This window comes from Micromonospora desertarenae, from assembly GCF_056150265.1.
The window spans coordinates 244389-266771 of the sequence record NZ_JAXCFQ010000009.1; the positions used below are offsets into that span (position 1 = coordinate 244389).

Annotated in this window: 21 protein-coding genes; 13 read left to right on the forward strand and 8 right to left on the reverse strand. The window is 76.1% G+C overall.

Features of this window, described 5'->3' with window-relative positions:
- Positions 1 to 79: 79 nt before the first annotated feature.
- The gene (locus tag SM577_RS20235; protein WP_474587710.1) at positions 80 to 955 is read right to left on the reverse strand and encodes an alpha/beta fold hydrolase; all 876 of its coding nucleotides are present in this window, start codon (positions 953 to 955) and stop codon (positions 80 to 82) included.
- A 171-nt stretch (positions 956 to 1126) separates the two neighbouring features.
- Between SM577_RS20235 and SM577_RS20240 the strand changes: the two genes are divergently transcribed.
- Complete coding sequence (locus SM577_RS20240) at positions 1127 to 4729, forward strand: BTAD domain-containing putative transcriptional regulator (protein ID WP_474587711.1); 3603 nt, start codon at positions 1127 to 1129, stop codon at positions 4727 to 4729.
- 30 nt (positions 4730 to 4759) lie between these two features.
- Here SM577_RS20240 and SM577_RS20245 read toward each other — a convergent pair whose 3' ends face one another.
- The gene (locus SM577_RS20245) at positions 4760 to 5452 is read right to left on the reverse strand and encodes a carbon-nitrogen hydrolase family protein (RefSeq protein WP_302921373.1); all 693 of its coding nucleotides are present in this window, start codon (positions 5450 to 5452) and stop codon (positions 4760 to 4762) included.
- Between the two features lie 140 nt (positions 5453 to 5592).
- Between SM577_RS20245 and SM577_RS20250 the strand changes: the two genes are divergently transcribed.
- The 3 genes from SM577_RS20250 to SM577_RS20260 are packed head-to-tail and all read left to right on the forward strand — an operon-like array spanning position 5593 to position 8187.
- Positions 5593 to 6396, forward strand: a complete 804-nt coding sequence (locus SM577_RS20250) for a DedA family protein (RefSeq protein WP_474579648.1) — start codon at positions 5593 to 5595, stop codon at positions 6394 to 6396.
- A 1-nt stretch (position 6397) separates the two neighbouring features.
- Positions 6398 to 7552, forward strand: coding sequence for a sensor histidine kinase (locus SM577_RS20255; RefSeq protein ID WP_474587712.1), 1155 nt, complete (start codon positions 6398 to 6400; stop codon positions 7550 to 7552).
- Positions 7543 to 8187, forward strand: a complete 645-nt coding sequence (locus tag SM577_RS20260; RefSeq protein ID WP_302921377.1) for a response regulator — start codon at positions 7543 to 7545, stop codon at positions 8185 to 8187. Before SM577_RS20255 ends, SM577_RS20260 begins: the two co-directional genes overlap by 10 nt.
- 252 nt (positions 8188 to 8439) lie before the next feature.
- On the opposite strand, the gene SM577_RS20265 is transcribed toward SM577_RS20260, so the two are convergent.
- Positions 8440 to 9174, reverse strand: a complete 735-nt coding sequence (locus SM577_RS20265; protein WP_474587713.1) for a TioE family transcriptional regulator — start codon at positions 9172 to 9174, stop codon at positions 8440 to 8442.
- A gap of 112 nt (positions 9175 to 9286) precedes the next feature.
- On the opposite strand from SM577_RS20265, the gene SM577_RS20270 reads away from it, so the two are divergent.
- The 3 genes from SM577_RS20270 to SM577_RS20280 all read left to right on the forward strand — a co-directional run bounded on the left by SM577_RS20270 (position 9287) and on the right by SM577_RS20280 (position 11151).
- Positions 9287 to 9874, forward strand: coding sequence for a DUF6194 family protein (locus SM577_RS20270; RefSeq protein ID WP_302921379.1), 588 nt, complete (start codon positions 9287 to 9289; stop codon positions 9872 to 9874).
- A 496-nt stretch (positions 9875 to 10370) separates the two neighbouring features.
- Positions 10371 to 10793: a protein-tyrosine phosphatase family protein gene (locus SM577_RS20275; RefSeq protein WP_474587714.1), complete on the forward strand. Its 423-nt coding sequence runs from the start codon at positions 10371 to 10373 to the stop codon at positions 10791 to 10793.
- 118 nt (positions 10794 to 10911) lie between these two features.
- The gene (locus tag SM577_RS20280; protein ID WP_474579643.1) at positions 10912 to 11151 is read left to right on the forward strand and encodes a hypothetical protein; all 240 of its coding nucleotides are present in this window, start codon (positions 10912 to 10914) and stop codon (positions 11149 to 11151) included.
- Between the two features lie 46 nt (positions 11152 to 11197).
- On the opposite strand, the gene SM577_RS20285 is transcribed toward SM577_RS20280, so the two are convergent.
- Positions 11198 to 13471, reverse strand: coding sequence for an ATP-binding cassette domain-containing protein (locus SM577_RS20285; RefSeq protein ID WP_474587715.1), 2274 nt, complete (start codon positions 13469 to 13471; stop codon positions 11198 to 11200).
- 176 nt (positions 13472 to 13647) lie between these two features.
- Between SM577_RS20285 and SM577_RS20290 the strand changes: the two genes are divergently transcribed.
- A complete protein-coding gene (locus SM577_RS20290; RefSeq protein WP_302921383.1) occupies positions 13648 to 14373 on the forward strand; it encodes a MerR family transcriptional regulator in 726 nt (241 codons plus the stop codon).
- Positions 14374 to 14468: 95 nt separating this feature from the next.
- Here SM577_RS20290 and SM577_RS20295 read toward each other — a convergent pair whose 3' ends face one another.
- On the reverse strand, positions 14469 to 15197 hold the full coding sequence (locus SM577_RS20295) for a class I SAM-dependent methyltransferase (RefSeq protein WP_474587716.1): 729 nt from the start codon (positions 15195 to 15197) through the stop codon (positions 14469 to 14471).
- A gap of 229 nt (positions 15198 to 15426) precedes the next feature.
- A complete protein-coding gene (locus tag SM577_RS20300) occupies positions 15427 to 15759 on the reverse strand; it encodes a cupin domain-containing protein (protein WP_302921385.1) in 333 nt (110 codons plus the stop codon).
- Between the two features lie 205 nt (positions 15760 to 15964).
- Between SM577_RS20300 and SM577_RS20305 the strand changes: the two genes are divergently transcribed.
- Both SM577_RS20305 and SM577_RS20310 read left to right on the forward strand, forming a co-directional pair.
- Positions 15965 to 17275 (forward strand): D-alanyl-D-alanine carboxypeptidase family protein, encoded by a 1311-nt coding sequence (locus SM577_RS20305; protein WP_474587717.1) that lies wholly within the window; start codon positions 15965 to 15967, stop codon positions 17273 to 17275.
- A gap of 183 nt (positions 17276 to 17458) precedes the next feature.
- Positions 17459 to 18220: a peptidylprolyl isomerase gene (locus tag SM577_RS20310; protein WP_474587741.1), complete on the forward strand. Its 762-nt coding sequence runs from the start codon at positions 17459 to 17461 to the stop codon at positions 18218 to 18220.
- Between the two features lie 106 nt (positions 18221 to 18326).
- On the opposite strand, the gene SM577_RS20315 is transcribed toward SM577_RS20310, so the two are convergent.
- Entirely contained in the window at positions 18327 to 19364 is a 1038-nt protein-coding gene (locus tag SM577_RS20315; protein ID WP_302921388.1) for a LacI family DNA-binding transcriptional regulator, read from the reverse strand.
- A gap of 222 nt (positions 19365 to 19586) precedes the next feature.
- On the opposite strand from SM577_RS20315, the gene SM577_RS20320 reads away from it, so the two are divergent.
- From SM577_RS20320 to SM577_RS20330, 3 genes are read left to right on the forward strand one after another with little or no spacing between them, the layout of a single operon-like run.
- Complete coding sequence (locus SM577_RS20320; RefSeq protein WP_302921389.1) at positions 19587 to 19739, forward strand: hypothetical protein; 153 nt, start codon at positions 19587 to 19589, stop codon at positions 19737 to 19739.
- 3 nt (positions 19740 to 19742) lie between these two features.
- Complete coding sequence (locus SM577_RS20325) at positions 19743 to 20753, forward strand: acetylxylan esterase (protein WP_302921390.1); 1011 nt, start codon at positions 19743 to 19745, stop codon at positions 20751 to 20753.
- On the forward strand, positions 20750 to 21577 hold the full coding sequence (locus SM577_RS20330) for a M15 family metallopeptidase (protein WP_474587718.1): 828 nt from the start codon (positions 20750 to 20752) through the stop codon (positions 21575 to 21577). The genes SM577_RS20325 and SM577_RS20330 overlap by 4 nt, the downstream gene beginning before the upstream one ends.
- A gap of 15 nt (positions 21578 to 21592) precedes the next feature.
- Here SM577_RS20330 and SM577_RS20335 read toward each other — a convergent pair whose 3' ends face one another.
- Entirely contained in the window at positions 21593 to 22375 is a 783-nt protein-coding gene (locus SM577_RS20335) for an alpha/beta hydrolase (protein ID WP_474587719.1), read from the reverse strand.
- Between the last annotated feature and the right edge of the window lie 8 nt (positions 22376 to 22383).

Consider the following 22383-nt stretch of genomic DNA (forward strand, 5'->3'; position numbering starts at 1 on the left):
CGGGCCGGAGCCGCCGCTGCCGTCCCGCGCCGGTGCCGCGCGCGACGGTCGACCCGCCGCCACGGCACCGGCGCCGCGGTCACCGGGCCAGCAGGGCGCGCAGCGCCTTGACGACCTCGGCGGGGGCCTCCTCGGCCATGAAGTGCCCGCAGGAGACGGTGCGGTGCTCCAGGTCCGCCGCCCACGCCCGCCACAGCCCGGCGGCGTCGAAGCCCAGCGCCGCGCCCCAGTCCTGCTGGAGCACTGTCACCGGCATCCGCAGCCGGTTGCCGGCCGCCCGGTCGGCCTCGTCGTGGGCCACGTCGATGCCGGCCGACGCCCGGTAGTCGGCGACGATCGAGGGCACCGCCGCCCGGGACGCGGCCAGGTACGCGGCCCGCACGTCCGGCGGGACGGCCTCCGGGTCCCGCGTCCAGATGTCGAGGAAGTGGCCGAAGAAGGCGTCCGGGCTGGCGCCGATGAGCTGCTCGGGCAGGCCGGGCGGCTGGGCCATCAGGTAGAGGTGGAAGCCGACGGCGGCGCTGGTGCCCCGCATCACCTCCCACATGTCCAGGGTGGGCAGCACGTCGAGCGAGGCGAGGTGGGTGACCGCGGCCGGGTGGTCGAGGCCGGCGCGGATGGCGACCAGGGCGCCGCGGTCGTGCCCGGCCAGGGCGAAGCGCTCGTGCCCCAGGGCCCGGGCCAGCGCGACGACGTCGGCGGCCATCGTCCGCTTCGAGTACGCGGTTCCGTCGGCGTCGGCCGGCTTGTCGCTGTCGCCGTAGCCGCGCAGGTCGAGGCAGATCACCGTGTGGTCCGCGGCGAGGTCGGCGGCCACGTGCCGCCACATGAGGTGGGTCTGCGGGAAGCCGTGCAGCAGCACGATCGGGCTGCCGGAGCCGCCGACGGCCACGTTGAGCGCCACGCCGTCGGCGACGGTGACGCGGCGGTAGTCGAATCCGGGGATCTGGTTCACGACGGGCCTTCCTGGATGTCAGCTCTGGTGTCACCGGCGGGCCGCCGGTGCTCGGACCCGTCGAGCCTGACCGGCCGCGATCAGCGGCGGATGAGCAGCGGATGAGTGCCGCTCCGCACGCACCGGCCAGGACGATCACCTCGCCACCGGGCACCGACCTAGATTGGTGCCATGACCGGGGCGGTGACGGAGGGGGTGACCTTCGGCGTGCTGGGGCCGGTCCGCGCCCTCGACGCCCGCGGTCCCGTCCCGCTGAAGGGGCCCCGGCAGCGTGCGGTGCTGGCCCGGCTGCTCATCGCCCGGGGCCGGGTGGTGCCGGTCGAGCGGCTCGTCGGTGATCTGTGGGCGGAGCCCTCCGACGGTGCGGTCGCGGCGGTCCGGACCTTCGTGGCCGATCTGCGCCGGGCCCTGGAGCCCGACCGGCGGCCCCGACAACCCGCCCGGACGCTGGTCACCGTCCCGCCCGGCTACGCCCTGCGGGCCGCGCCGGACGCGGTCGACGCCTGGCGGTTCGAGGACGCGGTCGCCGAGTCGGGCCGGCAGCTCGCCGCCGGCCGGGCCGGGGCGGCGCTGGACCGCCTGACGGACGCGCTCGCCCTGTGGCGCGGCCCCGCGTACGCCGAGTTCGCCGGGGAGGGTTGGGCCCGCGCCGAGATCAACCGGCTGGACGAGCTGCGGACGCTGGCGGTGGAACGCCGCGCCGAGGCGCTGCTGGCGCTGGGCCGGGCCGCCGAGGCCGCCACCGACCTGCGGGCGCACACCGCCGCCCACCCGCTCCGCGAGGACGCCTGGGCGTTGCTGGCCCTGGCCCGCTACCGGTCCGGCCGCCAGGGTGAGGCGCTGGCCGCGCTGCGCCAGGCCCGCGCCACCCTGGTCAGCGAACTCGGCGTGGACCCGGGCCCGCGGCTGCGGCAACTGGAGGCGGACATCCTCGCCCAGGCCCCGCACCTCACCCCGCCGGAACCGCCCACCGGGCCGGTGCTGCCCGCCGGGGCGGTGTCGCCCACCGCGCCCGCGCCACCCGCCGGGCCCGTGCCGAGCGCCGGGGCCGCGCCATCCACCGAGCCCGTACCGGCCGCAGGGCCGGTGCCACCAACCGGGCCCGTGCCACCCGCAGGGCCCGTGCCGGCCGGGGGCCCGACACCGGCCGGGGCGCCGACGGCGGTCGGCGAGGCAGGGCCGGCCGCGGTGCCGTCGCCGGACGTGGCCGAGAACCGGCGGCCGTTCGTCGGTCGGGGCGAGGAGCTCGGCCAGCTGCGGCAGGCCGCCGAGCGCGTCGTCCAGCGCGGCCGGCCCGCGCTCGCGCTGGTCTCCGGCGACGCCGGCGCCGGCAAGACCGCGCTCGCCGACGCGCTCGCCCGGCGCCTCTCGGCCGCCGGCTGGACGACCGCGTGGGGCCGCAGCCCCGAGTACGAGGGCGCGCCCGTCGCCGGGCCGTGGACCCAGCTCACCGACGCCCTCACGGCGGCCACCCAACCCACCGGCCCGGCCCGACCGGAAACCCCGCCGGCCGGGCCCGCGACCCCGCTCGCCGCTTCGGCGCTCGCGCCCGACAGCCCTCCGACCCCGCCGGCCGGACCCACCCCGGCGCCCGGTCCGGACCGGGTCGAGGACCCGGCGGCGCGCCGGTTCCGCCTGCACCGGGCCATCGCCGCGCTGGTCACCGCGGCCGCCGCCCGGGCGCCGGTGCTGCTGGTCGTCGACGACCTGCACCGCGCCGACCCGGACAGCCTGGACCTGCTGACCGCCCTGGCCGGCGAGCCCGAGCCGGTCACCGGCCCGGTGCTGGTGGTCGGCACGTACCGGGCCGCCGAGATCGGCCCGGAGCTGACCGCGGCGCTGGCCCGGGTCGCCCGCACCGAGCCGGTCCGGGTCTACCTGGGCGGGCTCGCCGAGCCGGCGACCGGCGAGCTGGCCCGCGCGGTCGCCGGGCCGGACCTCGACCCGTCCGTGGTGCACCTGATCCACCAGCGCAGCGGCGGGAACCCGTTCTTCGTCCGCGAGCTGGCGCGGCTGCTGGCCGCCGAGGGGGACGCGGCGCTGCGCGAGGTGCCCGCCGGGGTGCGGGACGTCATCCGGCACCGGCTCGGCCGGCTGCCGGAGGACGCACGGACCGTGCTGCGCCAGGCCGCCGTCCTCGGCCGCGACGTCGACCCGGAGGTCCTCGCCGCGATGAGCGGTGACCCGGCGACAGTGCTCGACGCGCTGGACCACGCCCTGCACGCCGGCTTCCTCACCGAACACGGCGCCGACGGGCGGCTGCGGTTCACCCACATCCTGGTGCGGGACACCCTCTACGGCGACCTGTCCGCGCCGCGCCGCGCCGGGTGGCACGCCGCCGCCGGTGCGGCCGTCGAACGGCTGCACCCGGAGGACGTGGCCACCCTGGCCCACCATTTCACCCACGCCGCCAGCCGGGCCACCGCGCCGCGCGCCGCACGCTACGCCCGGGCCGCCGCCGAGCAGGCCGAGCGCCGGTTCAGCCCGCACGAGGCGGCCCGCCGGTGGCGGCAGGCGGTCGCCGCCCACGACCGGGCCGGTGGCGGCGACGTACGCGGACGGCTGGTGGCGGTGATGGGCCTGGGCCGGGCGCTCGCCGTCACCGGTCACCTCGACGAGGCCCGCCGGCTCCGGTCCGCCGCGCTCGCCACCGCCGCCCGGCTCGACGAACCCGACCTGACCACGAGCCTGCTGACCGCGTTCGACGTGCCCGCGAGCTGGACCCGCAACGACGACGAGCGGCTCTCCGGCGAACTGGTCCGGGCCGCGGAGCGGGCCCTGGCCGCACCCGGCGGGGACGAGCCGGCCCGGCGCGGCCGGCTGCTGAGCACCCTCGCCCTGGAGCTGCGGGGGACCACCACGGACCGGGGCCGCCGGGCGGCCGGCGAGGCGGAGGCCATCGCCCGGCGGCTGGCGGACCCGGCGCTGCTGGCGGTCGCGTTGAACGCCCGCTACCTGCACACCTTCGCCCGCACCGGCCTCGCGGGCGAGCGCGCCCGGATCGGCGCCGAACTGGTCGACCTGGCGGCCCGGCACGAGCTGGTGAGCTTCGAGGTCCTCGGTCACCTCGTCCTGCTCCAGGCCCACTGCGCGCTGGCCGACCTCGCCGCCGCGGACGCCCACGCCAGTGCCGCCGACCGCCTCGCCGAGCGGTACGACCTGCCGCTGGTGGGCGTCTTCACCGGCTGGTACGCCGCCCTGCGGCTGGCCGTGAACGGGCAACCGGCCGCCGCGGAGGCCCGGTACCGCGCCGCCCAGGCCCGCCTCGCCGGCAGCGGGATGCCCGGCATGGAGCAGGGGCTGCTCGCCCTCGCGCTGCTCTGCCTGCGGCTGGCCGGGCCGGAGGCCGAGGCGGGGTGGCTGACGGCCGGACCGCCGCCGGGTGACCCGGACGACTGGGCGGGCTGGGACTTCGGGCCGTACCAGCCGTGGGCCCGGCCGCTGGTGCTGCTCCGGGCCGGTCGCCGGGACGAGGCCGCCGAGGCGCTGCGGGCCCTGCCGGAGTCGCCGCACGACCTGCTCCGCGAGGCCCGGCTCTGCCTCGCCGCCCGCGCCGCGCTCGCCCTCGACGACCGGGCCACCATGCGGCACGCCTACGCCGAACTGCTGCCCGCCGCCGACGAGCTGGCCGGGGCGGGCAGCGGCGTGCTCACCCTCGGCCCGGTGGCCGGGCACCTCGGCGCCCTCGCCGCCGCCCTGGGGCACCCGGAGCGGGCCGCATCGCACCACGAGACGGCCCGGGCGGTCGCGGCCCGGGCGGCACGGCACGGCTGACCGTCCCGCCGGCGGGCAGCCCGGGCGGGGTCAGGTCAGCGTCGTGCCGGCCGTCTCGCCCGGCGCGTCGCCGGCCCGGGCGAGCACGCTGCCGTCCGGTGCCCAGATCGCCGACCCGCCGGCCGCCTCGGCGTAGCCGCCGCCGGTCGACCCGGCGAAGCTGGCCACCGCCACGTGCACCCGGTGGGTGGTGGCGATCCGGTGCGCCCGTTCGGGCGCGACGGCCGCGTCCCGGGCGTGCTCCAGGACGCCCGCGACGTAGACGTCGACGCCGAGCGCCACGGTCCGCGCCGCGTGCTCGGCGATCCCGGTGTCCCGGCAGATCGCCAGCCCGAGCCGCCAGCCGTCCACGGTCAGCACCGCCGGCGCCGGGCCGGGGGAGAAGCGGTCGCCCTCCGCCCCGCCGGGCCACATCTTCCGGTACGCCACCCGCGCCCCGGTGGCGTCGACGGCCAGCATGGCGATGTGCTCACCCGCGACCGGGGCGCCGGCCAGTGCCAGCGCACCGGTGTCGGCACACGCCTCGACCAGCGGCCCGAGCCGGGGGTCGGTGACGTCCACCGGCGGGGCGTCCAGCTGGTAGCCGGTCAGCGAGAGCTCGGGGAAGACCACCACCCGGGCGGTCGCCGCGCGGACCGTGGCGGCGTGCGTCGCCGCGTTCGCCCCCACGTCGTACGCGACACAGGGCGGCTGCGCGACGACGATGCGCAACGGCGTACGCATGGCGGCTCCTCTTCTCGGCGGACCCGCAGGATAGGCGGTGACCCTGTGGTTTTCCGCACCCCCGCTGGTGCGGACCGCCCGCCGGGATCGACGGCCGGCCCCATGGCCGGCTCCCAGGAAGGGTTCGTAGCGTGTGGGTCATGATTCGTAGCGCGCCGCACGCCCTGCTCGCCGCCGCCGGTCAGGCCGAACCGCCCCAGGACGGCCTGGTCGGCTACGTCACCGGCCTGGTCGAACGGCTCGGCGGCCCCGGCGCCGGCCTGGCCGTCGCCCTGGAGAACCTCTTCCCGCCGATCCCGAGCGAGGTGATCCTGCCGCTGGCCGGCTTCGTCGCCGGCCAGGGCCGGATGAGTGTGGTCAGCGCGATCTTCTGGACCACCCTCGGTTCGGTGCTGGGCGCCCTCGCGCTCTACTGGATCGGCGCCGCGCTGGGCCGGGAACGGGTCCGGGCCATCGCCGAACGGCTGCCGCTGGTCAAGCTCAGCGACGTGGACCGGACCGAGGCGTGGTTCCTCAAGCACGGCGTCAAGGCGGTCTTCTTCGGGCGGATGATCCCCATCTTCCGCAGCCTGATCTCCATCCCCGCCGGCGTGGAACGGATGCCGGTCTGGACCTTCGTCGTCTACACCACGCTGGGCAGCCTGATCTGGAACAGCACCTTCGTGCTCGCCGGCTACCTGCTCGGCGACAACTGGCACCTCGTCGAGGGGTACGTCGGCGTCCTCCAGAACGTCGTCATCGTCGCCTGCGTGGCCGCCTTCGGCTGGTTCGTCGTCTCCCGGCTGCGCCGGCGGTCCCGGGCGGGCGCCGAGCCGGTCCCGCCGCCGCCGTCCGCGCCGCCGCCGGCCGCCGGCATGCCCGACCCGAGCGGCCGGGGCACCATCTACCGCAGCACCTACTCCGACACCCAGCAGAACGGCTGGGACTACGACGGGGTGCGGTGAGGTGGCACCTCCCTGGCCCGCGCTGCCGCGCGCGGCCAGGGTGCCGGTCGGCGTCGCCGCCGGGATCCTGACCGCCCTCGGCGAGCTGCTCTTCCTGGTCGTCGCGGCCGTGGCGGCCGCCGGCGCGGCGGCCGTCCCGCCGGCCCGGCGCCGGGTGCAGGCCGCGATCCTGCGGTACGCCGCCCGGCTGGTCGGGCTGGAACGCCGCCGGTTGGCCGGCTTCCTCACCGCCGGGGCGGCGCCGGGCGGGCCGGCGACACCGGGCCGGCGTGCGGTCGGCTACCTGGCCGCCCGGCTGCTGCCCGGTGCGCTCGGCGCGCTGGCGTACGGGCTGCTCGCCGTCGGCGTGGTGCTGGCGGTGATCGTGCTGTCGGCCGTACTGCGGGGGGAGATGGCACCCGCCGACGCCCTGGTGCAGGTCGTCGTCGGCGCCGCGCTGCTCCTGGTCAACGTCCAGGCGGTCGCCAGCATCGCGGCGCTGGACGTCCGGCTCGCCCACCGGTTGCTCGGCGCCGGCTCCCGGGCCGAGCTGGAACGGCGGGTCCGCGAGCTGACCACCAGCCGGGCCGAGGTCGTCGCCGCCGTGGACGCCGAACGGCAGCGCATCGAACGGGACCTGCACGACGGCCTCCAGCAGCGCCTCGTCGCCCTCGGCATGCTGCTCGGCCGGGCCCGGCGCAGCCGCGACCCCGAGCGCGCCGCCGCGCTGCTGGCCCAGGCGCACCAGGACGCCCAGCAGGCCATCGCCGAACTGCGCGAGGTGGCCTGGCGGGTCTACCCGTCGGCGCTCGACGACGGTGACCTGGGCGAGGTGCTCCGGGTCGTCGCGGACCGCTCCGACATCCCGGTGCGCATCCGGTACGACGTGCCGACCCGCCCCGACCGCCCGGTCGAGACGGTGCTCTACTTCGTGGCCTGCGAGGCGCTCACGAACGCCGCGAAACACGCCGCGGCTACCCTGATCACCGTGGAGGTGGAGAGCCGGGCGGGGACCATCCGGCTGCGGGTGCACGACGACGGCGTGGGCGGCGCCGATCCCACCGGCGCCGGACTGACCGGCCTGGCCCGTCGGGTGGCCGCGCTGGACGGCCGGCTCCGGGTGGACAGCCCGCCCGGCGGCCCGACCACCGTGCTGGCGGAGCTGCCGTGCGGATAGTGCTGGCGGAGGACTCGGCGCTGCTGCGGGAGGGGCTGGCCCGGCTGCTCGCCGAGGAGGGGCACGAGGTCGTCGCGGCGGTAGCCGCGGCCGACGAGTTGGTCACCGCCGTCGAACGGCACCGCCCCGACGTGGTCGTCACCGACGTCCGGATGCCGCCCACCAACACCGACGACGGCCTGCGGTCGGCGCTGGAGATCCGGCGCCGCTGGCCGGCCACCGCCGTCCTGGTGCTCTCCCAGTACGTCGAGCGGCGGTACGCGACCCGGCTGCTGGCCGACCGTCCGGAGGGGGTCGGGTACCTGCTCAAGGACCGGGTGGCCCAGGTCGACGACTTCCTCGACGCCCTGGATCGAGTGGCCGCCGGCGCGACCGCGCTGGACCCGGAGGTGGTCCGCCGGGTTCTCGCCGGCGCCGATCCGGCCGATCCGCTGAGCCGGCTCACCCCTCGCGAACGGGATGTGCTGCACCAGATGGCCCAGGGGCACACGAACGCCACGATCGCCGAACGGCTGCACGTGTCGCAGAGCGCCGTCGAGAAGCACATCAACACGATCTTCGACAAGCTCGACCTGTCGCAGGCGGCCGGGTACAGCCGGCGGGTGCTCGCGGTGCTGCGCTACCTGGAACTCTGAACCGTCCTCCTCGCTCTGGCCGGCGACGGGCCCCACGGCCGCCGCTGGGCGGTCGGGTCTTGCGGGCGTGCGGGGCACGGCGGTTTCGGCGATGTGGCGGTATCGACCCCGCCGGGATGGCGCCGTATCGGCGATCCGGTGTCGATCAATCCGGTCCAGCCCTGTGGCGGGCCGGTGGGAACAGCAGGCCGCTGACCTCCTCGCCCGGCAGCGGACCCCAGCCGAGCCCGGAACAAGCACACGGACCGGCGTTCAGGCGGTCGGCTGTGCGGGCCCGGTGGTGGTTGCGGCATCGGCCGGGGGTTCGTCGTCCTGCGGGTGGAGGTAGTCGGCGAGGCGGGCGGCGGCGACCAGCATGGCGTGCCCCCGGGCGGCGAGCCGGGCCCGCCAGCCCGCCACCGAGCCGGCCAGCGCCCCGGGGCCGTCGGCGTCGCGGACCCGCCGCAGGACGGTGGCGATCTGCTCCAGCGGGTAGCCGCCGCGACGCAGCAGGTGGGCCAGGTCGGCGTCGCGGACGTCGTCCGGGCCGTACAGGCGGAAGTGGGTGGCGCGGTCACGGACCGGTTCGAGGATGCCGGCCCGCTCCCACTTGCGCAGCGTCGCCGCCGTCACCCCGAGCCGGTGGGCCAGGGCGCCGACCGTCAGCGGGCGGGCGGGCCGGTCGGTGGCCGGCGGCGCGGTGAGGATGCCGATGGCCGACTCGACGGCGTCGAGCGTCTCCCGGTCCCGCAGCAGTTGGGCGTGGCTGCTGTCGATCACCCGCAGCGCGGTGTCCAGGTCGCCGGCGTTGACGGCACGCATGATCTCGCCGCTGGTCGCGTGGCCGTGCGCCGGGATCAGTGCCAGGTACGCCCGCAGGGCCCGGGCGTGGCGGGCCGAGTAGCGGCGGTACCCGCTCGGCGTGCGGTGGGCCGCCGGGATGACGCCGGCCTGTTCGTAGTTGCGGACCGCCTGGGTGGAGATGCCGTGCTCCCGCGCGAGGTCCACCGGACGGTGGCCACCTGCCGCGGCATGTCCTGCGGCTTGAGACTTCAGCTGACTCTCCCGCCTTGGCTGACGCGAAACCTTCACTGGGTGGTTCAAGGATACGGTTGAGGCCATGACTTCTGGAGATGGATCCCCGTACGACGACGGTCGGGGGGCGGTTTCCGCGGCGGCGCTCGCCGAGCGGATCCTCGCGCTGCCCGACGTCGCCCAGGTGGTGGCCGACGAGGAGTCGGGCGTGCCCGAGACGCACTGGGGCGACCGGTTCTTTTTCGTCGGGCCGGATCGACGGCGGCCGTTCGCCACCCTCGTCTACCACGACACGCCCGGCTTCGACGAGGACTCCCGCCTCGACCGGCCGGGCGTCTTCCGGCTGAACATCGAACTCGGCCGGCTGGAGTTCCAGCGCCTGTTCGGCTACCCGCCGGCGGAACTGCCCGACCGCAGGTCGGCGCTGGACTTCACCCGGCTGGACGTGATCCAGCCCCATCCCGCGTACGGGCTGCACGGCTGGGCGTGCGTCCTCAACCCCGGGGTCGAGCGCCTGCCGGAGGTCGACCGGCTGCTCGACCTCGCGCACCGCCGGGCCCGGGCCCGCCACCAGCGAGCCCTCGACCGGGACAACGCCGCCCGCCGACCCGCCGACCGCCCTGAGAAATCGGTCTCACCGGGCCGGGAACAAGAACCGGAGTCGGTAGGTTGAGGGAGGTGTCGGTGTGATCAGTGTCCCCGGGCCTCACCATATTGCCTTCGCGGAATACCGTCCGGCTGGAGCCGCGTCGCGCCACTCGCCGAGAGGCGACCTGCACACCGACACCCCAGCGCCGCCCCCGAGCCCACCAGGGCCCGGGGGCGGCGCTGTCTCGTCCGCCCCGCCCTGACCGGGACCACCGCCGGCACGCCGGACCCGCCCTGGCCGGGACCACCGCCGGCACGCCGGACCGCCCCGACGGCCTGGCCCGGCACGCCGGACCGCCCGACGGCCTGGCCCGGCACGGGTGCGCTGCTCGGTTCGGTGCGGCTGGCCCGTTCGGGTGGCAGCCGATCCGGGTCAGCGCCGGCCCCGAGGGGGCGCCAGCCCTCGGAGGAGTGGGAGCGCCGGCACTCGGAGGAGCGGCCGGCCGTCCGAATCGGAGATCGCGCTCAGCCCAGGGCGAACGGGACCTCGGGACGGGCGGCGGGGAGCGGACAATGCCCGGATGGGTGTCAAGCAGGCATGGACCGAGCAGACCGGAGTGGTCGCCCTGCCCAGTGGCGTGACGGTGCGCGGGCGACGCATCGGCGATCCGGCCTCGCCGGCCGACTTCGCCCTGCTGCTGGCGGACGGGCCGGCGCCGCGGTGGCCGCACCGGCGGATCCGGTGGCCGGACTTCTGGGTCCCGGTCGACCGGGCCGACGCGCTCGACGCGCTGCGGGAGGCGCTGCGCCGGGCGCACGGCGGTGAACGCGTCGAGGTGGCCTGCCGCGGCGGCACCGGCCGGACGGGCACCGCCATCGCCGCGCTCGCGATCCTCGACGGGCTGCCGGCCGAGCGGGCGGTGGAGTGGGTACGCGCGAACTACCGGCCACGCGCGGTGGAGACACCCTGGCAGCGGCGCTGGCTCCGCCGACTGCCCCGGTGAATCCGCTGGTCACGAGGCGATACCCCGGTCAACCTGTGGCGCCGGTCATGAACCGGGTTCGCCCGGCCGCGCCGGGGTAGGAGGGGCACCCTCGTCGACAATCTAGGCAGGAACCACCATGGCACCACCCCGCTACCAGGGCGTTCACCGTCGGCCGGCCCCGCGGATGGCGTCCGTCGCCCGGGCGGCCGCGTCGCTGGCCGTGCTCAGCGTGCTCGCCGTCCTCTTCCTGGACGCGCTGTTGATCACCGTCGGCCTGCTCACGCCGGTCGTGGCGGCGCTGCGTCCGTTGCGCGGCTGGCTGCGCGACCTCGACACCCGGTCCGTGCCGACGGTGAGTACGGCGTCCGGCCGCTGACCACCGTGGTCCCGGTGCCCGGGCACCGGGACCACGGCGCGCCGGCTCACGCCGCGACGTACTCGCGCAGGTGCCGGGCGGTCAGGGTGTCGCCGTGGGCGACCAGCTCGGCCGGGGTGCCGGTGAAGACGATCCGCCCGCCGTCGTGCCCCGCACCCGGCCCCAGGTCGATCAGCCAGTCGGCGTGGGCCATCACGGCCTGGTGGTGCTCGATGACGATCACCGTGTTGCCGGCGTCCACGAGCCGGTCCAGCAGAGCGAGCAACTGGTCGACGTCGGCCAGGTGCAGCCCGGTGGTGGGCTCGTCGAGCACGTAGGTGCTCGCCTTCTCGGCCATGTGGATGGCCAGCTTGAGCCGCTGCCGCTCGCCCCCGGAGAGCGTGTTGAGCGGCTGCCCGAGGGTGAGGTAGCCGAGCCCGACGTCGACCAGCCGGTCCAGGATCACCCGCGCCTGGCCGGCGGGGAAGAAGTCCCGGGCCTCGGTGGCCGACATCGCGAGCACCTCGCTGATGTTCTTCCCGCGCAGCCGGTAGGTCAGCACCTCGTCGGTGAAGCGCCGGCCCTCGCACCGCTCGCAGACCGAGGCGACGCCGGCCATCATGGCCAGGTCGGTGTAGACCAGCCCGATGCCCTTGCAGGTCGGGCAGGCGCCCTCGGAGTTGGCGCTGAACAGGGCCGCCTTGACCCCGTTGGCCTTGGCGAACGCCGCCCGGATCGGATCGAGCAGCCCGGTGTAGGTGGCCGGGTTGCTGCGCCGGGAGCCGCGGATCGGCGACTGGTCGACCACCACCACGCCTTCGCGGCGGTGCAGCGACCCGTGGATCAGCGAGCTCTTGCCGGAGCCGGCCACCCCGGTCACCACCGTCAGTACGCCGAGCGGCACGTCCACGCTGACGTCGCGCAGGTTGTGCAGGTCGGCGTTGCGGATCGGCAGGTGCCCGGTGGGCCGGCGGACCCGCTCGCGCAGCCGGACCCGGTGATCCAGGTGCCGGCCGGTCAGCGTGCCGGAGCGCCGCAGGCCGGCGACGTCGCCGGCGTAGCAGACCTGCCCGCCGGCCGCGCCCGCCCCGGGGCCGAGGTCGACCACGTGGTCGGCGATGGCGATGGTCTCCGGCTTGTGCTCGACCACCAGCACCGTGTTGCCCTTGTCGCGCAGGCGCAGCAGCAGGTCGTTCATCCGGGCGATGTCGTGCGGGTGCAGGCCGACGGTCGGCTCGTCGAAGACGTACGTGACGTCGGAGAGGCTGGAGCCGAGGTGCCGGACCATCTTCACCCGCTGCGCCTCGCCACCGGAGAGGGTGGCGGACTCCCGGTCCAGGCTGAGGTAGCCCAGGCCGATCTCGACCAGCGAGTCGAGCAGGTCACGCAGGTTGCCGACCAGCGGCGCGACCGACGGGTCGTCGATGCCGCGGACGAACTCGGCCAGGTCGCTGATCTGCATCGCGGAGCACTCGGCGATGTTGCGGCCGGCGATCCGGGACGACAGCGCCGCCTCGTTGAGCCGGGCGCCCCCGCAGGCGGCGCAGGTGGTGAAGGTGACCGCCCGGTCGACGAAGGCACGGATGTGCGGCTGCATCGACTCGCGGTCCTTGGCCAGGTAGAGCCGGCGCACCTTCACCGCGAGGCCCTCGTACGTCCAGCTGTTGCTGCCCATCTTGATCTTCGTGGCCGGCTTGTGGAGGAAGTCCTCCCACTGCTGCGGCGTGTAGTCCTGCAGCTTCGCGTCCGGGTCGAACAGGCCCGAGCCGACGATGGCCTGCCAGTACCACGAGTCGACGGCGAAGTTGGGCACCTTGATGGCGCCGTCGTTGAGCGAGCGCTCGACGTCGACCAGCTCGTGCACGTCGAGGTCGGAGACCCGGCCGAGACCCTCGCAGGTCGGGCACATCCCCTCGGCCAGGTTGAAGCTGAACGCGCCCGCCCCGCCCACCTGCGGGGTGCCCAGCCGGCTGAACACGATCCGCAGCATCGCGTACGCGTCGGTGGCGGTGCCGACGGTGGAGCGGGAGTTGGCGCCCATCCGCTCCTGGTCGACCACGATGGCCGGGGTGAGGTTGCGCAGCGAGTCGACGTCCGGCCGGCTCAGGTTCGGCATGAACGACTGGAGGAACGCGCTGTAGGTCTCGTTGATCATCCGCTGGGACTCGGCGGCGATGGTCCCGAAGACCAGGGAGGACTTCCCCGATCCGGACACTCCGGTGAAGACGGTCAGGCGGCGCTTGGGGATGTCGACCGAGACGGCGGCGAGGTTGTTCTCCCGCGCCCCGCGTACCTCGATCATGTCGTGGCTGTCGGCGGCGGACCGTGCTGGCTGCGGCATGCGAACCCTTCGTGTGATCGTGGGCAGGGTTGATCCCGCCCGAGCTTCCACGGGTCTGGCAGCCTTCAATTGTCTCATTCATGTCCTTATGGAGGGTTTTCGCGCAGCGCTGCGCTGTACGCCCGCCGGGAAAGCCGGCAAAGTCTCAAACAACGTGTAAGCGGTAGGGTGAGCCGGTGGACGGGCGGGGCGGGCGGTTGCGGGCGGTCGACCTCGCCGCCACCGCGGGCATCTCGGTGCAGCAGGTGCGCAACTACGTCGACCTCGGCGTGCTGCCGCCGGTCGAGCGCACCCCGGCCGGCTACCGGATCTTCACCACCGGGCACGCCCGGGCGCTCGACGTGGCCCGGCGGCTGGCCGAGGGGCACGGCTGGGCGCGTACCCGGGAGATCATGGCCGCGGTGCACCGCGGTGACCTGCCGGCGGCGCTGGCCGCGCTGGATGCCGGGCATGCCGAGCTGGACCGGGAGCGGGCCGAGATCCGGCGGGTGCTCGGCGCGTTCGAGACGGTGGTGGGCGCACCGCGCCCCGCCGTGGCGGCGCCCCGGCGTGCCCTGCGGATCGGCGTGGTCGCCGGCCTGGTCGGGGTCCGCACCTCGCAGTTGCGGCTGTGGGAGGGGCGGGGCCTGCTCCGGCCGGTGCGCGAGCGCGGCACCGGCTACCGGGTGTACGACGAGGCGGAGCTACGGGCCGCGCAGGTGGTCGCGCTGCTGCGCCGGGGCGCCTATCCGTTCGACATCATCGCCGCCGTGCTCGACGAGCTGCGCAGCACCGGCAGCCCGCAGCGGGTCCGGGCCGAACTCGCCCGGCGCGAGCAGGATCTGCACCGGCGCAGCCTGCGGCGGCTGGGCGGCTCGGCCGCGCTGCACGATTACCTGCGCCACCGGGGCCTGCTCGACTGAGCCCACCGCGACAGGTGACGGGAGGCCGTGCGGCCCGGCCGGGCTCGGACACCGTGCGCAGATCCAGCGGCGGGCGCACCTCACCGGCGCGGGGTTCAGCGCAGCACGAGCAGGTCGAGGTGGTCGACGACCGGTCCGCTGTCCTCGGTGGCGGCCGCGCGCAGCCGGTCCACCCCGGCCGCGTACTCGTCGTCGCTGATCAGTTGGAGCGGGGTGTGCGCCCGGCGGTCGAGGCGCTGCGCGTACTGCGCCAGCGACGCGGCGGTGGTCTGCGCGACCGGTTCGACGCTGCTCACCGGGAAACCGGCCGCCGCGAACGCCGAGCGCACCCGGGCCAGGTCGGGGTAGCGCTCCAGGACCCGGACCGCCTCCGGGAACCAGTGGAACAGCGCGATCCGGTGGTGCCGGCCGGGGAACGGCGAGCGGATCAGCACCGGCGCGCCCGGGCGGAGCACCCGGCGCAGCTCGCGGGCCGCCGCGTCGAGGTCGGGGATGTGGTGGATCATCGTGGACAGCCAGGCGGCGTCCGCTGTGGCGTCGCGCAGCGGCACCGCCACCGCGTCGCCGGCGACCAGCGGGCGGTGGGTGGTGCGGGAGCGCATCGCCTCGGCCGGTTCCACGCCCACCACCCGGACGCCGAACCAGTCGGTGAAGGCGGCGGCCCAGGCGCCGGTGCCGGCGCCGAGGTCGAGCATGGTCATCCCGGCCCGGGGGCGCAGATGCTGGCCCACCGCGTGCCGCCAGCGGTCCAACCCGTTGCGCGGCAGCTCGCGGGTCGCGGCGAAGGCGGCCGCGTCGGTGTCGTCGAAGGAGATCAGAGCCACGCCATCACCTCGCCACCGTCGCCGGCCGGTCCGGGCGATCGTCACCCGGTTCTAGTCGGTCGCTGCCGCCGTAGGCAACGGCTTGTGAGCCAAACGACCGCCGGCCGGCACCCCGCGCGCGGCGCGGCTCCGGCGGGTCGCCGCCCGCACCGCACCGGTGACCGCGCCACCGCACCCCGGGTCCGGGGCTGACCGGGCCGGGCGGGCCGGTCAGGGGCGGGCGGGCCGGTCAGGGGCGGGGCGTGACGGTCAGCAACACCACCGCGTCCTCGTCGGCGTGCAGGGCGTGCCGGCGCGGGGGGATGACCAGCAGGTCGCCCGGTCCGCCCGGGCAGGACTGCTCCCCGGCGGTGAGCCGGACCCGGCCGCGCAGCACCTGGAGGGTGGCCTCGCCCGGGCTCTCGTGCTCGTCCAGGGACCGGCCGCCGAGCAGAGCCACCAGGGTCTGCCGCAGCCGATGGTGCTGACCGGGGTGCAGCGAACGTCCACTGCGTCCGCTGCTCGCCTCGCGCGCCGACGCGAGCTGCTCCTCGGCGAGCTGGGACAGCGACAGGACCTCCATGGTCGACCTCCGTGGCTCTGCTGGACGGTTCGCGCGGGCGCCGGCCGGCGGTCGGCTGCCGCACCAGGTCACCAGCGTCGTCCACCGGCTGGCCGGTGGGCAGGGCCGATGGTCCCGGACGGCGGGTGGCGGCCGGCACCAGCGTCGTCGGCCCGGCGCCCGCGGCCCGGCCCCGCCGGACATCCCGCCGGTTAGGGTGACGGGCATGAGGGTTCGGCTGCTGGTGGCCACCGGGGCCGCCGTCCTGCTGCCCGCCGGCGCGGTCGCTCCGGCGGCGGCCGCCGCGCCTACCGCCCGCACCGCGCTCGCCGCCCACCCAGCGCCCTCGGCGCCCTCCGCGCCCACCGCGCCCGGGACGGGGCCCGGCGGGCCCGCGACGGTGGCCGGCGGGCCGGCGCGGCCCTGCCCGCGTGCGCCGGCGCCGAAGGTCTCCCGGCCGCCGCGGCCCTCGCCGCCGCCGGCGGTCCCCGAGGACCGGACGGTGGGCGGCCCGGCGCTGGACACCGCCGGGCTGGTCGTCCCGGCCGGGGCCGCGACCCCGCCAGCGGTCACCGCCACCTCGTGGCTGGTCGCCGACCTGGACACCGGCCAGGTGCTGGGCGGCTGCGGCCCGCACGAGTACGGCACCCCGGCCAGCGTGCAGAAGCTGCTGCTGGCGGCGACCATGCTGCCCCGGCTGGACCCGAAGCAGGTCGTCACGGTCGTCGACGAGGACCTGGACATCGAACCGGGCTCGTCCGCCGTCGGCCTGGTGCCCGGTGGCCGCTATCCGATCGAGACGGTCTGGCTGGGGCTGCTGCTGCAGTCCGGCAACGAGGCGGCCAACCTGCTGGCCCGCCTCGGCGGCGGCGCGGAGGGGCGGGCCGGCGGGGTCCGTGCCATGAACGAGTACGCCCGCCGCCTGGGCGCCCGCCAGACGCACGCGGTCACCCCGTCCGGGCTGGACGGCCCGGGCCAGTTCACCAGCGCGTACGACCTGGCGCTGATCGCCCGGGTCTGCTTCGCCGACGCCACCTTCCGCCGGTACGCGCTGACCGAGCGGACCCGGATCCCGGCCCAACCCACCCGGAAGGCAAAGGGTTTCGAGATCCAGAACGAGAACCAGTTGATCTACCGCTACCCGGGTGCGCTGGGGGGCAAGACCGGCTTCACCGACCTGGCCCGGCACACCTACGTGGGCGCCGCCGAGCGGAACGGGCGGCGGCTGGTGGTCACCCTGCTGGGCGCGGAGCCACGACCGGCCCGGGGCTGGGAGCAGGGCGCGGCCCTGCTCGACTGGGGCTTCGCGCTGCCCCGCGACGCCGCGGTCGGCCGGCTGGTCGAGCCGGGTGAGCTGGACGACCCGCCGTCGCCGGCCCCGGCCGCCACCGGCGACCCGCGCCCGGCGGCGGTGAGCGGTCCGGTCGACGACGGGTTGGCCGGCCGGTGGTGGGGCGTCGCCCTCGGCGGGGCCGGGGTGCTGCTGCTCGGCGGCCTGCTCTGGGGACGCCGGACGGCCCGCCGTCGCGCCCGCTGACCGGGCGGCCCGCCGCCGCACCCGCTGACCGGCCGGTGTGTTGCCGATCGACAACCGGCTATCGGCTCCATAGACTGCGGTCTCTCTGGCACCACGAGTCCCAGGAGGATGCCCGTGTCGAGCGAACCCCGACCGCAACCCGTCCCGCCCGCCACCGCGACGCCCGGCCGACCGTCCCGCACGCTGGCCCGCCTCGCCGGTGCGGCCCTGCTGGCCGGGGCGCTGGTCGGCGCCGGCGGCACCGCCGCGGTGGCCGCCCCCGGCGCCGGTGGCACCACGCCGACCGTCGCCGCCGGGAGCGAGCCGCCGCGGACCACCCCCGGGCCGTGCGCGTACGCCGAGACGCCGGACGACCCGGCGGCCCGGCCCGTCCCGCTGCCGCCCGACCCGCGGCGCACCCCCGACCGGGGTACCGTCCGGGTCACCCTGCGCACCAACCAGGGGCCGATCGGCCTGACCCTCGACCGGGCCGCCGCCCCGTGCACCGTGCAGAGCTTCCTGCACCTGGTCCGGCACCGCTTCTATGACCGCACCTCGTGCCACCGGCTGACCGCGTACCCGACGCTGAAGGTGCTCCAGTGCGGTGACCCGTCCGGCACCGGCTCCGGCGGCCCCGGCTACCGGTACCGCGACGAGCTGCCCACCGGCCTGCCGCCGGCACCGACCGACCCGACCGGGGAGCGCAAGGTCTACGCCCGCGGTGTGCTCGCCATGGCCAACGCCGGGCCGGACACCAACGGCAGCCAGTTCTTCCTGGTGCAGTCGAACTCGGCGCTGCGCCCGCACTACACGATCTTCGGCTCGGTGGACGCCGCCGGCCTGGCCACGCTGGACCGGATCGCGGCCGGTGGCATCGCCCCGACGGCCGAGAACCCGGCGCCGGTGGACGGCGCGCCGGCGCTGCCGGTGGAGATCTGCCGGGCGGTGCGGCACCACCACCGCTGACCGCGACGGCCCGCCCCGGTCCCATCCATCCTGGACCGGGGCGGGCCGCAACTATCGGATCGTCACCGGAAACAGAGCCACCGGCCGGCCGAGAAAGGTGTGGCCGTCACGGCCGGCCGTTCGACCGGGCCGGCGGTGCGGCGGAGCTGTCCCGCACCACCAGATCGGTGGCCAGTTCCACCCGCGGGGAGTCGATCGCCTCGCCCTGCGCCAGCCGCAGCACGGTACGGGCGGCCAGCCGACCCATCTCCACCAGCGGCTGCCGGACGGTGGTCAGCGGCGGGGAGGCCCACCGGGCCTCCGGCAGGTCGTCGAAGCCCACCACGCTGACGTCGTCGGGGACCCGCAGCCCGCGGCGGCGTACCGCCTCGTAGACGCCGAACGCCATCTGGTCGCTGGCCGCGAAGATGGCCGTCGGCGGGTCGTCCAGGTCGAGCAGCGCGGTCCCGCCGGCGAAGCCGGAGGCGTGGTAGAAGTCGCCCGGTTGCACCAGCCGGTCGTCCACCGGCACCCCGGCGGCCTCCAGCGCAGCCCGGTAGCCGTCCAGCCGGGCCCGGCTGCACAGCAGCTGGGTCGGCCCGGCCACGAAGCCGATCCGCCGGTGCCCGAGCGAGAGCAGGTGCTCGGTGGCGGCGAGCCCGCCGGCCCAGTTGGTGGCACCGATGGTCGGTACGTCGGTGGCCGGCACGCCGGCCGGGTCGACCACCACGACGGGCACGTTGAGCCGGCGCAGCTGCGCGTACAGCGGCGGGCTCAGGTGCGAGGTCACGAAGATGACGCCGTCGGTGGCCCGGGCGCGCAGGTTCTGCAGCCACAGCCGGGCCGCGGTCGGCTGCCGGTGGATCGCGGAGACCACGGTGCCCGCGCCGGCGCTGTGCCCGACGTCCTCCACGCCTCGGATGATCTCCACCGCCCAGGGGCTGTCGAGGTCGTTGAAGACCAGGTCGACCAGGCCGGCACGGCGTACGGTGCGGCTGCCCCGGCGGCGGTAGCCGTGGTGGCGCAGCAGTTCCTCCACCCGCTCCCGGGTGTCCGGGGCCACGTCCGAGCGCCCGTTGAGCACCCGGGACACGGTCGGCACCGAGACACCCGCCTCCCGCGCGATCGCGGTGATGGTCACCCTGCGTCCCTGGTCCGCGTCCACCCGCGTCTCCTTCACCGGTCGGCCGGGCCGACCGTCGCCACCGAAAATCCCGGAACGGCACGCCGCCGCACGGTCATCTTGCCCCACGGACGGGGGTTGACGACATGGCAGGTCGGTTCTAGCGTTCCGACGAAGCGCGAGGGTCTTCCGGAAATTTGTCGGGCCCTTTCGGTCGCCCGGACCAGCGGGCGGCCGTCCCGCACCGCTGCGAAGGGATGTCGCGTGCACCTCACCCGTACCGGCCCGGCGGGTGCGGCGGTCCGCGCCGTGCCCACGCTCGCCCCCGCCGCGCCGGCGACCGCCGCCGACCGGGTGGTCGACCACACCCGCCGGGCACGCCCCGGGTCCGCCGTGACGCCCGCCGGGCAGCGGTAGCCGATGGTCCTCACCGACCTGCCGGAGGAGCAGCTACGGGCGTACCGCAGCGAGGTGCGGGCGCCGGGCGACTTCGACCGGTTCTGGGCCGACACGCTCGCCGAGACCCGCGACCGCGGGTGGCCGGCGCGGACCGCGCCGGTGGAGACCGGCCTGGCCACGGTCGACGTCCTCGACGTCACCTTCGCCGGCTACGCGGGTCAGCCGGTGCGGGCCTGGCTGCGGCTGCCCCGGCACGCCCGGCGGCCGCTGCCCACCGTGGTCCAGTACGCCGGCTACGGCGGCGGCCGGGGGCACCCGCTGGAGAACCTGTTGTGGGCGTCGGCCGGCTTCGCGCATTTGCAGATGGACACCCGGGGGCAGGGGTCGGGCTGGAGCCGGGGGGACACCCCGGACCCGGCCGCCGCCGGCCCGGAGGCGCCCGGCGTGACCACCCGGGGGATCGAGGACCCGCGCACCTACTACTACCGGCGGCTGATCGCCGACGGGGTCCGGGCGGTCGACGCCGTCCGTACCCTGCCGGCGGTCGACCCGGCGCGGGTCGCCGTCCTCGGGCACAGCCAGGGTGGCGGGGTGGCGCTCGCCGTCGCCGCCCTGGTGCCCGACCTGGCGGCCCTGGTGGCCGGCGTGCCGTTCCTGTCCGACATCCCGCGCGCCGTGCTGGTCACCGACGCCCGGCCGTACCGGGAGATCCGCGACTACCTGGCCATCCACCGGCACGCCGAGGAGCGGGTGCTGGCCACCCTCGGCTACGTCGACGGCGTCAACTTCGCCCGCCGCGCCGAGGTGCCGGCCCGGTTCTCCGTCGCGCTGATGGACGAGATCGTGCCACCGTCGACCGTCTTCGCGGCGGTCAACGCCTACCGTGGGCCGGCGGAGGTGTCGGTCTGGCGGTACAACGGCCACGAGGCCGGCGGGATCGACGACGACGAGGCCGCCCTGCGCTTCCTGCGCGGCCACCTGTCGCCGGACCGGGTTCCGGCCGCCGCGGGGCCTGATACACAGGAGGTGTGACCAGGCCAGGCAGGTCGGCGGCCGCGGTGGTCGCGGTGGTCGGGCTGCTCGCCGCGACCGTCGCCGGCTGCGACCGGCCCGCGCCGGAGCCGGCGCGGAGCCGGCCGCCGGCCCCGACCGAGGCGCCCCGCCTGCCCGGCTTCGTGGTGCTCTCCGACGTCGACCCGCGCATCCTGACCGACCTGCGCTACGCCGGCCCGCACAACTTCGTCGGCCGGCCGATCGCCGGTTACCGGGAACCGCTCTGCCTGCTCACCCGGGAGGCCGCGGAGGCGCTGCGCCGCGCCCAGGACGCCGCGCTGGCCGGCGGGCACAGCCTCAAGGTGTACGACTGCTACCGCCCCCAGCCGGCCGTCGACGACTTCGTCGCCTGGGCGAAGCGGCCGGGCGAGCAGCAGATGAAGGGGGAGTTCTATCCCCGGGTGGCGAAGTCGGCGCTGTTCGACCAGGGCTACCTGGGGGCGCCCACCGCGCACAGCCGGGGCAGCACCCTCGACCTGACCCTGGTCGACGTCCCCACCCCCAGCCAGCCCCCGTACGCACCGGGCCAGCCGCTGGTCTCCTGCACCGCGCCGGTGGGCCAGCGGTACGCCGACAACAGCGTGGACATGGGCACCGGGTTCGACTGCTTCGACCCGCTCGCGCACACCGACGCCCCCCGCGTCACCGGGGTCGCCCGGGAGAACCGGCGGCTGCTCGAGCGGCTGATGACCGACGCCGGCTTCGTCAACTACGACCGCGAGTGGTGGCACTACCGCTACCGCGACGAGCCCTACCCGGACACCTACTTCGACGCCCCGGTGGCCCGCGCCTCGGTCGGGTGAGCCCGCCCGGCGCCGTCACCCGCGCAGCGGCAACCAGGCCAGCACGTCCTGGATCTTCGCGTCCCAGTACCCCCAGTCGTGGGCGCCGGGGGAGAAGTCCACGGTGAGCGGCACCCCGCGCCGCCGGGCCGTCTCGACGAAGTGGACGTTGTCCTCGTAGAGGAAGTCCTCCGTGCCGCACGCGAGGTAGAGCGCGGGTGCCTCGGCGCCGTCGTCGCCGTACCGGTCGAGCAGCGCGATCGTGTCGTCCTCGGTGCCGGTCACCTGGCGCTCGCCGAAGACGGTGTGCCAGACCGCCGGGTCCAGCGGGCTGGTCGGGTGGTGCCGCCGGGTCGCCACGTCCAGCGCGCCGGAGAGGCTGGCCGCCGCGGCGAACCGGCCCGGCTCACGCAGCGCCCACTTCACCGCGCCGTAGCCGCCCATCGACAGCCCGGCGACGAAGGTGTCCTCCCGCCGCTGCGACAGCCGGAAGAACGACGAACAGACCTGCGGCAGCTCGGAGCTGAGGAACGTCCAGTACCGGTTGCCGTGCTCCTCGTCGGTGTAGAAGCTGCGCGACACCTGGGGCATCACCACCGCCAGGCCGAGCGGGGCGACGTACCGCTCGATCGAGGTGCGGCGCAACCAGATGGTGTCGTCGTCGGTCAGGCCGTGCAGCAGGTACAGCACCGGCGGGTCGCCGGCGGTGACGCCGCCGGCCATGCCGATCTGCGAGGTGGTGCGCTGCGGGAGGATCACCGTCATCGACGTGCTGAGGGTGAGCACCTCGGAGTAGAAGTCGACACGCATCAGGGCCACGGTGCCCG

What these genes read in the sequence shown, in the direction of transcription:
- SM577_RS20240 (WP_474587711.1), top strand. Translation starts at nt 1,127, where the DNA reads ATGACCGGGGCGGTGACGGAGGGGGTGACCTTCGGCGTGCTGGGGCCG.
- SM577_RS20245 (WP_302921373.1), bottom strand. Translation starts at nt 5,452, where the DNA reads ATGCGTACGCCGTTGCGCATCGTCGTCGCGCAGCCGCCCTGTGTCGCG.
- SM577_RS20250 (WP_474579648.1), top strand. Translation starts at nt 5,593, where the DNA reads ATGATTCGTAGCGCGCCGCACGCCCTGCTCGCCGCCGCCGGTCAGGCC.
- SM577_RS20270 (WP_302921379.1), top strand. Translation starts at nt 9,287, where the DNA reads ATGACTTCTGGAGATGGATCCCCGTACGACGACGGTCGGGGGGCGGTT.
- SM577_RS20275 (WP_474587714.1), top strand. Translation starts at nt 10,371, where the DNA reads ATGGGTGTCAAGCAGGCATGGACCGAGCAGACCGGAGTGGTCGCCCTG.
- SM577_RS20280 (WP_474579643.1), top strand. Translation starts at nt 10,912, where the DNA reads ATGGCACCACCCCGCTACCAGGGCGTTCACCGTCGGCCGGCCCCGCGG.
- SM577_RS20285 (WP_474587715.1), bottom strand. Translation starts at nt 13,471, where the DNA reads ATGCCGCAGCCAGCACGGTCCGCCGCCGACAGCCACGACATGATCGAG.
- SM577_RS20300 (WP_302921385.1), bottom strand. Translation starts at nt 15,759, where the DNA reads ATGGAGGTCCTGTCGCTGTCCCAGCTCGCCGAGGAGCAGCTCGCGTCG.
- SM577_RS20305 (WP_474587717.1), top strand. Translation starts at nt 15,965, where the DNA reads ATGAGGGTTCGGCTGCTGGTGGCCACCGGGGCCGCCGTCCTGCTGCCC.
- SM577_RS20325 (WP_302921390.1), top strand. Translation starts at nt 19,743, where the DNA reads ATGGTCCTCACCGACCTGCCGGAGGAGCAGCTACGGGCGTACCGCAGC.